The 13,016-nt window shown below is 56.3% G+C and carries 12 protein-coding genes and 1 pseudogene; 2 read left to right on the top strand and 11 right to left on the bottom strand.

Translation table 11 applies throughout. The features are described from left to right. Positions 1–11 precede the first annotated feature (11 nt). The 4 genes from V6P94_RS07710 to V6P94_RS07695 form a co-directional block, all read right to left on the bottom strand. Positions 12–1,292, bottom strand: coding sequence for an MFS transporter (locus V6P94_RS07710; RefSeq protein ID WP_326398440.1), 1,281 nt, complete (start codon positions 1,290–1,292; stop codon positions 12–14). Between the two features lie 206 nt (positions 1,293–1,498). After that, positions 1,499–2,533, bottom strand: a complete 1,035-nt coding sequence (locus V6P94_RS07705; protein WP_133079523.1) for a Zn-dependent oxidoreductase — start codon at positions 2,531–2,533, stop codon at positions 1,499–1,501. A gap of 77 nt (positions 2,534–2,610) precedes the next feature. Beyond that, positions 2,611–3,822: a D-mannonate dehydratase ManD gene (manD, locus tag V6P94_RS07700; protein WP_133079522.1), complete on the bottom strand. Its 1,212-nt coding sequence runs from the start codon at positions 3,820–3,822 to the stop codon at positions 2,611–2,613. 4 nt (positions 3,823–3,826) lie between these two features. After that, entirely contained in the window at positions 3,827–4,828 is a 1,002-nt protein-coding gene (locus tag V6P94_RS07695; RefSeq protein ID WP_326398441.1) for a sugar kinase, read from the bottom strand. A 212-nt stretch (positions 4,829–5,040) separates the two neighbouring features. Here V6P94_RS07695 and kdgR point away from each other — a divergent pair, with 212 nt between their 5' ends. Both kdgR and V6P94_RS07685 read left to right on the top strand, forming a co-directional pair. Then, positions 5,041–5,820, top strand: a complete 780-nt coding sequence (gene kdgR / locus V6P94_RS07690) for a DNA-binding transcriptional regulator KdgR (RefSeq protein WP_019823736.1) — start codon at positions 5,041–5,043, stop codon at positions 5,818–5,820. Between the two features lie 160 nt (positions 5,821–5,980). Continuing rightward, positions 5,981–6,790: a hypothetical protein gene (locus V6P94_RS07685; protein ID WP_338649196.1), complete on the top strand. Its 810-nt coding sequence runs from the start codon at positions 5,981–5,983 to the stop codon at positions 6,788–6,790. Between the two features lie 41 nt (positions 6,791–6,831). Here the strand turns inward: V6P94_RS07685 and V6P94_RS07680 are convergent, their stop codons facing one another. From V6P94_RS07680 to V6P94_RS07650, 7 genes and pseudogenes are all read right to left on the bottom strand, one after another. Beyond that, positions 6,832–7,287, bottom strand: a complete 456-nt coding sequence (locus V6P94_RS07680; protein WP_338649195.1) for a hypothetical protein — start codon at positions 7,285–7,287, stop codon at positions 6,832–6,834. After that, the gene (locus tag V6P94_RS07675) at positions 7,284–8,093 is read right to left on the bottom strand and encodes a hypothetical protein (RefSeq protein WP_326398444.1); all 810 of its coding nucleotides are present in this window, start codon (positions 8,091–8,093) and stop codon (positions 7,284–7,286) included. The genes V6P94_RS07680 and V6P94_RS07675 overlap by 4 nt, the downstream gene beginning before the upstream one ends. Continuing rightward, positions 8,080–9,561, bottom strand: a complete 1,482-nt coding sequence (locus V6P94_RS07670; protein WP_326398445.1) for a TolC family protein — start codon at positions 9,559–9,561, stop codon at positions 8,080–8,082. The genes V6P94_RS07675 and V6P94_RS07670 overlap by 14 nt, the downstream gene beginning before the upstream one ends. Beyond that, the gene (locus V6P94_RS07665) at positions 9,551–10,747 is read right to left on the bottom strand and encodes an ABC transporter permease (protein WP_405046740.1); all 1,197 of its coding nucleotides are present in this window, start codon (positions 10,745–10,747) and stop codon (positions 9,551–9,553) included. Before V6P94_RS07665 ends, V6P94_RS07670 begins: the two co-directional genes overlap by 11 nt. Continuing rightward, positions 10,744–11,442, bottom strand: coding sequence for an ABC transporter ATP-binding protein (locus V6P94_RS07660; protein ID WP_326398447.1), 699 nt, complete (start codon positions 11,440–11,442; stop codon positions 10,744–10,746). The genes V6P94_RS07665 and V6P94_RS07660 overlap by 4 nt, the downstream gene beginning before the upstream one ends. 262 nt (positions 11,443–11,704) lie before the next feature. After that, positions 11,705–12,172 carry a hypothetical protein gene (locus V6P94_RS07655; RefSeq protein ID WP_326398448.1) on the bottom strand — a complete coding sequence of 156 codons (468 nt, stop codon included), beginning with the start codon at positions 12,170–12,172 and terminating at the stop codon, positions 11,705–11,707. 469 nt (positions 12,173–12,641) lie between these two features. Continuing rightward, positions 12,642–12,914: pseudogene (locus V6P94_RS07650) on the bottom strand (IS110 family transposase); the annotation flags it as partial. Positions 12,915–13,016: the final 102 nt, after the last annotated feature.

The raw sequence follows: 13,016 nt of genomic DNA, 5'->3' as shown, positions 1-13,016 counted from the left end.
CGACCTTCTCCTCACGCCGAAGCAGGCAAGACGCTGCCCGCTGGCGGCAGGGCGTCATCGATGACCGGAAGCGGTTTGACATAGCGCGCCACACACACTGCACCGATGATGGTCAGCAACCCCGCCAGCAGGAAGGCGCTGGTGAACGAGCCGGTGAACTGCACCAGAAAACCGGTCAGGGTCGGGCCGATGATGCCCGAGGTATTGGCCAGGAAGTGCATGAAGCCGCTGACACCACCGACGCGGGCGGCAGGCACCGTGTCCTGGATGATTGCCCAGTAAATGGCACCGGTGAGGTACAGGAAGAACACCGCCAGCGCCACCAGAGCGACCGCCGGATACAGGGTTTTGACGATCCCGGCAAAACCGATGCACACGGCACACGCCAACAGACAGGTCACCAGCACTACCTTGCGCGAAAACATCATGCGCCCGGTTTTCTTGAACACGAAGTCGGAGATAAAGCCGCCCAACGCCAGGCCAAGGAAGCCCAGTACCCAAGGAATAACCGTGGCGATACTCATCTCCTTGACGTTAAGGCCGTGGGCCATGGTCAGGTAGCTGGGAAACCAGGTAAGGAAGAAGAACAGCGTGTAGTTGTACGAGAAGAACGCCAGCGAAGTGAACAGTACTGTCGGTTGCTTGAGGTAGTAGCGCAATGGATGAACCGGCTGGGCTGCCAACTCGCTCTGGCCTTCGCCCTGAGCGATCTCTTCAGCGATTTTGCCGGTTGGCTTGTCCTTGACGAACTTGTACCAGACCGCGGCCCATACCAGGCCAATCAGCATGATGATGATAAACGACACTTTCCAGCCGTAGCTGATGGCGATAAAGCCCACTACCGGCCCGGAAATCGCACCCCCCAAAGGGGTACCGGACATGGACGAGCCTAGTGCCCGCGCCCGCTGCTTGGGGGTGTACCAGTTGTTGACCATCTTGCTGGTGGTCACGCTGAGCGGGCCTTCACCCATGCCGAACAGGATGCGGATAAACACCAGCGACATAAAGCCCACGGTCAGCACCGTAAGGCCACTGAACAGCGACCACAGCACCATGGCCAGCAGCAGCGTGGTTTTTGCGCCGTAGCGGTCGGCCGCCCAGCCGCCGATAAAGTTGAATGCCGCATAACCGACAAAGAAACTACTGAAGATCATGCCCATCTCACCCGTGGTCAGACCGTAGTCTTTCTGGATGAAGGGGGCGGCGACGGACAATGCCGAGCGATCCAGGTAGTTAATGACGCCTGCCAGGAACAGCATGATGATGACTAAGGTACGACCTTGACCAAACATTGGAACCTCCCGCTTGTTGTTTTATTCGGTGAGGGTGCTCGCTGGGAGCACGTGAAACTGTGTGCGGTACGCAAAACTCGTAGCAGTTGCCGAAGACTGCGTCCGGCAGCGAAGCTGTCGTAAGGTCAGGTTCCCCGGTGTATCAGGCAAACCAGGGACCCTGGATTTACGATTGCTGCGCAACCGAACGTAGCCTGCGGCAACTGCTACAAAATCTCCTTGGGGTTGAGTTGCACCAGCACCTTGCGCGTCTGCTCGGGATGGTTCTCGATCAAGGCAATCGCCTGCGGCATTTCATCGAAGTGGATGCGGTGGCTGATCATTTCCTGAACCTGCAATTTGCCGCTGGCGATCAACTCGATCACCCGGGCGAACTTGCGGTTGTTCAGCCGCGAACCCACCAGGGTCAGTTCTTTCTTGATCATTTCCAACTGCACCAGATCGGTTGGCGTGGTGCTGAATCCCAGCAGCCCGATACGCCCCGCCGCTGAGGCAATGCGCACCATTTGCGGCATCAATGCGGGAATGCAAGCGGCGTCGACAATCAGCGGCACACCTTCGCCAGCGGTCAATTCGCGCATCGTCGCTTCGACGTCCACGTCCTTGCCGTTCAGGGTGCGGCTGGCCCCAAAGGCACGGGCGGTTTCAAGGCGTTCGTCAATCACATCGGTCACGGTGATGTCGGTCAGACCCAGTGCCCGCGCCATTTGCACCAGGGTCAGGCCGATCACACCAGCGCCGTAAATCAGCAGGCTGTCACCCGGCTGCGGCTGCATACGGTCAAGCACGTTAAGGGCGATGGAGTACGGCTCCACTAAAGCCGCATGGCTGAGTGACATGCCGTCCGGCAAGCGATGAACATTGCTCGCCGGCACGCAGACCTGCTCACTGAAACCGCCGTCACGGTGTACGCCGATCACTTGCAGCTTGGTACAGACGTTGGGGCGATTGATCCGGCAGGGGTAGCAGGTGCCGCAGCTGATCACCGGGTCGATGCACACGCGATCACCGACCTTGATCTGGGCCACATCCGCACCCACGTCACTGACCACTCCGGAGAACTCATGGCCGGTTACCCGCGGGAAGCGCACAAAAGCGTTCTGGCCGTGGATGATATGCAGGTCAGAGCCGCAGATACCGGCATAGGCCACATCGACCTTGACCTCATTGCGCGCCAGTTGAGGGGCGTCGACCTGGGCCAGGCCGAACTCAAAGGGAGCTCTTACTTGAAACGCTTTCATCGGGTAACTCCTGCCAGGGCATGACGCCCCGTTTTTTATAGTTATTAAACAGTCGAGCAATAAGCTTTTAAGCGGTATTACCAGTGCCAGAGCGTGCCGTCTTCCAGACGATTGACCGGCAGGCTGGCGCGTTTGTAGGGGTATCTGGCCGCCAGTTCTTCGTTGATGTCGACGCCATGGCCCGGTGTTTCACCTGGCGTGAAATGACCGTCCTCAAAGCGATAGGCATGGGGGAAGACTTCATCGGTCAGCGGGTCGTGAGGCATGTGCTCCTGGATGCCGAAATTGGGCACCCAGGTATCGAAATGCAGCGCCGCGCCCATGGTCACCGGCGACAGGTCGGTGGCGCCATGAAAGCCGGTACGCACCTGATACAGCGCGGCAAAATCAGCGATCCGCCGTACATGAGTGATGCCACCCGCGTGAACCAGGGTGGCGCGGATATAGTCGATCAACTGCTCCTGAATCAGCTCGCGGCAGTCGTGGATCGAGTTGAACACCTCGCCCACCGCCAGCGGTGTGGTGGTGTGCTGGCGGATCAAACGGAAGGCTTCCTGGTTCTCGGCCGGCGTACAGTCTTCGAGCCAGAACAGATTGAACGGCTCCACCGCCTTGCCCAAGCGCCCCGCTTCAATCGGCGTGAGGCGATGGTGGACGTCATGCAGGATGTGCAGGTCGTCACCAAAGCGCTCGCGCACGGCGGCAAACAGCTTGGGCACATGGTTGAGGTATTTGGCGGTGTCCCACACATGCTCTGCTGGCAGGTCGCTATCGGCTGGTTCATAGCGTTCGCCGCTGCGCTTGGCTACGCCATAGGTGGTGGCAATGCCGGGTATACCGCATTGCACACGCACCGCCTTGTAGCCCAGTTCAACATGACGGGCGACTTCGTCCAGGCAACCTTCGATGTCCTTGCCGGTGGCATGCCCGTACACCATGACCCGCTCGCGGCTCTTGCCGCCAAGCAACTGGTACAGGGGCATATTGGCGGCCTTGGCCTTGATATCCCACAGCGCCACGTCGACAGCGGCAATCGCGGTCATGGTGACCGGGCCACGGCGCCAGTAGGCACCGCGATACAGGTATTGCCAGATATCTTCGATGCGTTGGGCATCCCGCCCGATCAGCGCAGGCAGCACGTGTTCTTCGAGGTAGGCAACGACTGCCATTTCGCGGCCATTGAGGGTGGCATCGCCGATGCCGTAGACCCCGGAATCGGTGACAATTTTCAGGGTGATCAGGTTGCGACCCGGGCAGGTAACAATCACGCGCGCTTCAACAATCTTCATGGGTTCAGGCCTCGGCGACAGAAGAAAAGACAGGCATGTGCAGGTTCGGCATGGCGCCTGCCGGGATCAGTGCGCCGGGGTGCTGCACCACCTCCGCCGCCAGCTGGTGCCCCCAGCGCGCGGCCAGTTGTGGCGTACCGCCTTGCAAGCGGCAGGCAAGGTAAGCCGCACTGAATGAGTCGCCTGCCGCCGTGGTATCAACGATTCGCTGCACCTTCTCGGCGGGCACCTCGTAACGGCCGGCGGCGCACTGGATCAAGCACGAATCCGGACCACGCTTGAGTGCCACTTCGCCCACCCCAAACTGGGCATAAGCGCGAAACAAGGCCTCGTGATCGGCATAACCGAACAACGCGGCGTCATCTTCCCAGGTGATCAGGGCCAGATCGGTCAGGCGCAGCATGTCGCTGTATGCCTGGCGCGCTGAAGGCGCATCGGACCATAAATGGGGGCGGTAATTGTTGTCGAAGACGATGCGCATGCCGCTCTCGCGGGCCAGACGCAGGGCCAGCATCAGGCGTTCGCGGCCGCCGGGGGTAAGGATCGCCAGGCTGATGCCGCTCAGGTAGACATAGTCGTAATCGGCCAGAGCACGCAGAACGGCATCCGCCTCAGGCCCGTCGAAAACCCGCCGGGCGGCGGCTTCGCCACGCCAGTAGGCAAAACGGCGTTCACCCTGGTCATCGGTCTGAATGAAGTACAGGCCCGGCAGCGCATCCTTGATCACCCGCACATGCTGATCGCCGACACCTTCATCGCGCCACAACTGACGCATGGCCGTGCTGAAAGCGTCCGCGCCAATGGCGGTTACATAGTCGGCAACAATTCCGTTGCCGGCGCCCAGGCGGGACAAGTACACCGCCGCATTGAGCGTATCGCCACCGAAGGTCTGGCTGAACACGGCACCCGGCTGGCCGCGCATCTCAATCATGCACTCGCCCACCAGTGCCACCCGCAGGGGCTGGGTCAAATTGGCCTGTGGGCAATGCCCGAGGGTTACCGTCATCTCTGCGCGCCTTGTTTTTATGGGTCGCTTTGCGTCGACACAGGCACCGGAGAGTGACAGTGCGTCGAGCTGATTATTATTTTTGGAACGGCGTTTCATTTTTTCGCTTGAGGCCGAGTTTAATCAAAATCCGAACACCGTCAAGAAAAATGAAACAGCGTTTCGATTCTCTACGGTATATCCTTGGTTTTTTAAATTGCGTTGGAGCCTTCATGGACAACAGCACCACCCAGAACAACGAACTCGTCTCTGCCGTCGGCCGGACCATGGCTGTGCTTGAAGCCCTGGCCGAACACCCGGAAGAGAGTGGCGTTTCCGAAATTGCACAGAAGCTGGACATGTCAAAGAGCACGGTCTATCGCTTTTTGCAGTCACTCAAGGCGCGTGGTTATGTGGTTCAGGATGCGGAAGACCGCTACCGCCTGAGCGTGCGGCTGTTCGAGTTGGGGGCCCAGGCCCTGCCCCATCTGGATATCGTGCGTGAAGCCGAACCTGGCATGCGCCGCATCAACGAACTGACTGGCGAGACCGTGCATCTGGGCATCCTCGACGAAGGCAGCATCGTCTACGTGCACAAGATCGACTCCAAATACAACTTGCGCATGTACTCGCGCATCGGGCGCCGGGCGCCGTTGTACTGCACCGGCATCGGCAAGGTACTGCTGGCCTGGCTGGAAGAAGACGAACTGCTTGCGCTCCTGCGTGAAGAAAGCTTCGAGCGGCGCACCGCCAACACCCTCACCAGCATCGACGCCTACCTGCAGGAACTGGCGCTGGTTCGCGAGCAGGGTTATGGCGAAGACCATGAAGAATTCGAAGACAACATGCGTTGCCTCGCAGCCCCCATCCGCGACCGTTTCGGCCATGTGATTGGCGGCATGAGCGTGTCGTTCCCGTGCTTTCGCTTTCGCGAAGAACTGAAACAGGACTATGTGAAGCAGCTGATGGTGGCTTCGCAGCAGGTTTCAAGCCAGTTGGGCTGGCATCCGTAAGGGTGAAGCAAGGGGCTGCTGCGCTGCGCAGGAAAGTGCAGCACTTGCCTCTAACGCGAATAAAACCCAACTGCAACAAGCTCCTTGAATGCGATAAACTGCCCGCCGTTTAAAAGTCGGCAAGGACTCTACCCGGCCTGCCTCTCGCACAAGGATCGTCATGTTAAAACCCTCATTCCCCCTCGTCCTTGCCGCCCTCCTGGTGGCTGGCTGCCAATCCAGCACCCGCGCCCCGGACAAACCGTCCAGGCTCACCCCAGCCCAGGAAAAGGAGCAGGCCCTGCAACGCGGGGTTTATGAAAAGCTGATCAGCAAGGTGCTTGCCCGAGAGGCTGATCTGGCTAACGCCCAGGGCCGCAATGGCAGCTTCAACCTGGTAATGACCGTTGACGACAAGAACCGCATCATCGGTTGCGACACTCAACCCAACACGAAACTGGATAACCGGATCTACCCCTACAACCGAACACTGGCGACCGATCTGGTGTCAATCTGCTGGACCGCGGTGTTCCCCGAACTGCCTTCGTCATTGATCAATACCAGGACCAGAACGGCTAAAGTCGTCGCTCCGGTCGCGGTTTATCCCCTCACCGGGCTCAGTGCCGAGGACCGCGAACAACGCGCGGCAGCGTTGCTGGACAAGGCGCAAAACGATTTTCTGTTCAAGCACTTGCTTGCCCCGCTGCCCATCGACAGCATCGGTGTCGCCACGCTCATGATGATGAGCGACAGCACAGGCAAGGTGCTGGAATGTGCGGCCAGTCTGGATCCCCATGCTCTGCGTCCCGCTGAGTTCAAGCAGGACGATACCTTGCTTGCCAGCCTGGTCCAGCGCTGCAAGCAAATGAACCTGAGCACCATGCCGGGCTTTGAACTCAACGCCAGAGGGATAGGCAGCGCATTCCACAGAATCGAGTACTCGCCCTGGAAAGCCGGACTCAAGCCCCATGCGACGTCAGATTCCGAGTGATGCCATCGCGAGCAAAAGGGGCCGTGTGAAGCGCTGTGTTCTCACAGGCTTCTCACACTCACAAACCCGGAGGTCAGCCCGAACACCTCAACCCCTTGGGCAGTGGATTGGCCAATTGTGACCTCGCGCCGCACCACTGGCGCGTCCAGGTTTTCACGGTGCTCTACGAACATGGCATCACCGGCCTGTTCCACGGCTGCGTGGGGGATGATGAAACTGTTCTCGTTGCGGTATGTCACGATGGTCATGTGGACACTCATGCCCAACCGGACATTTTTGAAGTCGCCATCCTCGGGGGCATTTACGGTGATGGTGACCGGGAATCTGGCAGCACTACCTGCGTTGTCATCCTGAACGGCCAACTGACTGATGGCGCTGACGTAACCACTGAGTTGCCGTCCCGAAAAGCCATCGCCGGCTATAGCTACGTCCTGGTTCAGGACAAATTTGTTCACGTCCGACTCCGCCACTTGGGTAACAACCTTGAGACCTTTCAAGTTGCCCAGCTTGATGAGCTGCTGGCCTGTAGCCAAAAGAACGCCCCGGTGCAGCCCCCCGCTTCGCCCGCTGTCGACTGCGGCGCCCCAAGGGACAACACAACACCCGAAAACGGAGCATGGAGCGTCTTGTGTTCCAGTAAGGCGCTTAGCTGTTGATGGGCGATGGATGCATTCTGGTACTCCATATCGGCAATGGTTCTGGCCTCACCCTTGCCGGCTGCCTGCACATGCTTGAGCTCGATTTTGGCAGCCGTCAGCTCAAGCGACTGCAGGTTATGTTGCTGCTTCAAGGCATCGCGCTCGTTACGCGGAACAATACCTTTTTGATACAGCTCCTCGACCTGAGAAAGCTCAAGTTCAAGACTGCCCGCATACAGTTCGGCCACTCTGAGCGCTTGCCTGGCTCGCATCATCTGCTGCCCCGTCGCCCATGCCTCGTAGACTTCAAAGGCCTGCTGCATTTTCAGTTTGTTGGCCAGAGCATCCCTGACCTTGATTTCTAGCAGCGCCGTATCGAGCGACAGTAATGCCTGCCCCTGTTCGACCTGCATACCGGGCCGCAACTCATTGGCCAAGGCAAAACCTTCAAAAGGAGCAGTGATGATGGTTGTCTCAACCGGTTCGATTTTGCCGACCAGGCCGATTTCATGCTCCAGCTTCTGACTACTGACCGCCACCCAGGTAACGGGGCCGTCCGGGGTCGCCGGCAGGAGCAAAACCAGGGCCAAGGTCAGCAGCAGGCCCAAAGCTGCAAAATACTTCCAGCGCCCCGCCAGGGCATTGGACCGATCAAAAACTCTCAAGTGATATCTCCCAGCTCTCCAGCATCACGCCCAGCAGCACATCCAGCTGGGCTCTGGCATCCAGATATGAAATCTTCGCGCTCAAATTGGCATCTTCAGCCGCACGTAAGTCGGCTTCAAAACTGATGATTTGAAAGTTGCTGGATCGGCCAGCATTCAACTTGTCGTTCTCGATGGACAGCTTGCGTCTGGACAGGTCCATGACCCGCTGGGAAATTTCAAGCTGACGCCAAAGAGTGTTCAGGCCCCGAACGGAATCGGTGATCTGACGCTTCAAATCGATAAGCGCCTCCTCCTGATACAACTGCTGCTGCTCAACCAGAGTCTGGGCATTGACCTTGGCCTGGCGGATGCTGATATCTCCAATAGGAATCTCCAGCTTCAGACCTGTGTAACTGTCCCACGTCCGATTGGAGCCATTGATGCTGTGATTGTCCCGTTGCTGATTGACGCCTGCCACCAACGACACATCCCAACGCCCCCGGTCTTGCGCGACCAACAGGTTGATCGATGCCTGTTCGCTCTGTAACAGTGTCGCCAGGTATTGCGGCTGCCTGGCCTGCGCCACTTTCAGCGCAGTCGCCTGATCAATATCAAGCCGAGTCACTTGCAGGGTGTCACTGGCACGCACAGGCGTCTCCAGATCGAGTGCCAACAGCTTGAGCATCACTAATCGACTCGCCTCCAACTGATTTTTCGCCTCTTCTACCGCCAACTCCTGTGTCGCGATATCCGCCTCGATCTGGACAACGTCAAACTCCGCTACTCGACCCGCACCAATCAGCTGTTTGTTGATATTGAGCAACGAGACGGCCCGACCAAGCGCCTCCATAGCAAGCGTTACCTGAGTCTGGGATTTCATCAGCGTACGGTAGGCCGCGATGATGTCGTACACGGTTTTGGATACGCTCGCCTTCACATTCAACTGGTTGACTTGCTCGGTCAATTTGGCCAGGCGCAAGGGTGCCGTCGTGACTTCTTTACCTGCCCCCCTGAGCAACGGTTGAGTCAACGTCAGCCCCAGGCCATCACTGCTCATGTCACCCGAATTTTTCGTGGCATTGAGCTGCTGGTTCCAGCTCAGATCAATGTTGGTCCCATACTCACCCAGCAGGCTCACCTTGGGCGTAATGCCAGTAGAGCGACTGCTGTCGACGCTGCCCCTGGATAGCCGGTGAGTACCACTGAGCTTGAGTTTTGGGTTGAACAGGTCATCTGCCACGAGCAAATCGAACTTCTCCCGCAAACGCTGGAGCTTGAGGCTGCGGATGCTGTAGTTGCGGCGCAGGCCCAACGAAACAGCTTCAGCCAGGGACAGATCGATGGAGTGCTGACTCAACAAGTCACTGCGCAACTCGCTCTGGTGCGGCACGCCGGCGTCGACTCGAGCCGGGGCGGCTGCCAGCTGTTTCGACAGGATCAAAACACAGCACGCAGCGCTTGTAACAACCGCTAATTTAATAATCACGGAGCGCCTCTACAGGCGTAAGGCGCGAAGCCGCAATTGCAGGTTTCAACCCAAAGAAAACGCCGACCAGTAACGTGCTTAAAACGCCCAACGGGATGGACAGCATCGCCAACTCAAATGCCCACCCCGATATCACGGCATACAGCCAGGCCAGCGCTATACCCACGCCCGCACCCAACACAGCACCCAGCGTACTGAGCGCGAGCGCTTCGATTAGAAACAGATTGCGTATGTCCTGGCGGCGAGCGCCAATAGCCATCCGCAAACCGATTTCAACACGTCGCTCGGAAACGTTCATATACATAACATTCATAACAGCCACACCGCCGCCCACCAGAGCAATAGCACCGAGTGCTATCAACAGATAATGGAACGTTCTATTTTGGCGATTCATACCCTCGATTATCTGTTGTGGAACCATTATTTGAACTGAACGAAATTCAAAAGCACGGGCCAACTGATCATGTAACCGCAGGGCAGCGATTTCAATATTGAGCGGGGGAGGAACACGGACAATCAGATCACGCAGCGCGGTCTGGCTTTCTACTCGGGAAATAGCATGCAACGATATAAAGACCGAATCGTCGACAACAACAGGACTGACGATCGAGTTCGTCTTCGATTTCAAAATACCCACAACCTTAAACAAGTAGTTATTGATATTAAGCCAATCACCTACCTGGATTCTAGAACCGGCCTCACTCAACGAGACGGCGACTTGATGACCGAGAACAACAACGTTTTCTTCACGATCAAACTCATGCAGGAATCGCCCCTTAAGTAACGATAGCGTGATCACATCAAACAAAGAAGACTCGGTACCGACAAGGCGGGCATTGACTGAACGATTATTAAATACCAGGCTGATGGAGGCGAATACTGTCGGTGTTATCTGCAGCCCAGGGAGATCCAACCCCTCGATTTTCGCAGCATCTATGGAGAGCAACGACACCTGCGCATCCTCTTTATCCGGCAACTGTGCGACTAACGTATCGGTCCCCATACCCTGAAATATAGAGGCAGCATCGAGTCCCGCGTTGTGCCCGATATTGATGATCGCAACAATGGAGGCGCTGCCTATTACGATACCCAAAAGCGCCAAGGCCGAACGTCTGGACAATGTACGAAAACTGTCAAGTGCATCTTCAACAGCCTGATTCAATGGGAGCATTATTAACGTACTCAAAGGACGGATGCTCCCATCTCCTCAACCCTGCCACCACGCACCCTGATTTTTTTTTGCATCAAATGCGCAACTTGATTGTCGTGGGTCACAATCAACAACGTGACCCGTTGTTCTTTTTGTATCGACAACAATAACTCAAGTATTTCACGGGCAGTTTCACTGTCCAGGCTACCCGTCGGTTCATCGGCAAGAATCAAGGAGGGTTGACCTATGAGCGCGCGTGCAATCGCCACTCGTTGCTTTTGTCCCCCTGACAAATCGGCAGGTTTGAAGCGGGCACGATCCGCCATACCAACCCTGTCTAATATCTGCATGGCTTGTTCTAGAGCGCGCGCACGATCAACCCCCCTATAGCGGAGCGGTAAGGCCACATTCTCCAGAACACTCAAGCGGGCAATTAAATTATAATTCTGAAAAACAAATCCTATTTCTGACTTTCTAAGCATTGCCAGCTCATCACTCTGAGCATTTGCAACTGAATGCCCCAGCAGTAGATAGTCGCCCTCATCAGGAAAATCCAGCAAACCGATAATACTCAGAAGCGTACTTTTACCTGAGCCAGACGGCCCAACAATAGCGCATGTTTCTCCCACACCCACCTGAAAATCGACATGTTTGATAACCTGAAGGGTCTTTGCGTCATGACGGTAACTTTTACTGATACCTTTCATAGAAATACATATCAAATTATCCATGACAACCCTTAACCCTTTAAAAACAGTGACTCATTGTTAGCCCAGGAGAGGGAGAGCACGCGAACACGACAACTGCATGACAGGAGAACGCAATCACTACGCTTCAAACATAAAGCCATTTCTTTAGATACACATAACAACAGCGAGGAATTTTACTTTTCAAACCGCGCGCACCTGCTTGTGACGTCACACCGACAAGAGCGCGCGGCCACTACACTATCCGCAGGCAGCCATCAACACTGTCCGCACAGACATAAATAACTTACAGAGCAAGTACTGTAGAAGCCTTACACTTCGGATCTTTCCCAGACTTATCAAAAACAAACTCAATACCCACACTAATCGGATAGCCTGGAACCTGAGGCAACCACCGGCTCAAAGACACCTCACGCCAATAGTCGTCCTGCTTCAAGTTATCCGCCGAGTAAACAGTCATAGCCGTGGAAGTACTCGAATGGCTCATGCCCATATTAAGATTGGCTTTATTACCACCGCTCTGATTCTTAAACTTGAAAATTTTGTACTTTTGTATATGCGCCGAAACGGTACGCGTTTTCGGGCCTATAGTATAGACACCCATCGCACGCCCACCAAAATCACCACCGTTACAACCAATCACAAACTCTTTGGTTATCAAATTAGAGTTAGCACTCGCAGAAACACTTACAAACATAGCGCTGCTCGCAAGCGTACAAGCCACCAAGGCCAACCTAAAAGATCGATCAATCATCATGCGCACCTTAATTTATAGTTGTAATTAACTTAGTTCATAGACTGAAACTAAGAACGTCAATTTGATCATCTCACCGCATGGATATATGCAAGTAAAATCTGACCGATATGTAGGGCAAAAAACCACGGCAAGTCCACGGAGAAAGCGGGCGCAGCCCCCAGGATCGGAAGACCCGCTATTTCACCGTGGTGGTTTGCTCGCCAAATGACAGCTCGACGATCGTCGAGGCTTCAGCGGGTCTTTTCGGCGCAGCCTATACCGGAACAAACGCTGGCAGCGTTGCAGGCACTCCTGAACAACCTGGGCTTTGAACGACTTGGGAGATGAGCTTCGTTGGCGCATTTAAGGGCTATCGCGTCCGCTTAAAATGGACTGCCCCCGTTTCGTATTGCGCAGGGTGGGCCGCTATCGCCCAGGCGATACGCTCCAGCTTATTGGCCAAGGCTCACGCCACTTAATTGGAGTGATTAGCCGTTTTGGTGCGCTCGTGCACCAGCGTCTCGCGCCTACGGTGCAGCACGGAGAGGGTTTGCCGGGATTCGGTTTGGGGCGCAACCAAAAGCATCGAGGAACGCGAGGCCTCCATCACCACGACGCAGCGCGGCATGTTGCCGAAAAATTGCATCATCTGCGCTCGGGAGCATTTTTTGCGAAACACCTCGCGGCCCGACTTGTCCTGGCCGTGAAGGCGCACAGTATGTTTGCCCAGATCGATACCGATCAGTGCGGACTCGCTCATGATGATGGCCACCGAAAACAAAACACCCTGTGAAAGCGAAGCCTTCACAGGGTGTTGGGGGTGACCACCTGATTAACCCGCGCTCCTCTCGAAGGCGGGTTT

Origin of the sequence: Pseudomonas sp. ML2-2023-3 (assembly GCF_037055275.1) — a bacterium.
In the GTDB taxonomy this organism is placed as follows: Bacteria; Pseudomonadota; Gammaproteobacteria; order Pseudomonadales; family Pseudomonadaceae; genus Aquipseudomonas.
The sequence above is the reverse complement of the archived record's forward strand: the minus strand, read 5'-3'. Positions and strand labels throughout refer to the sequence as shown.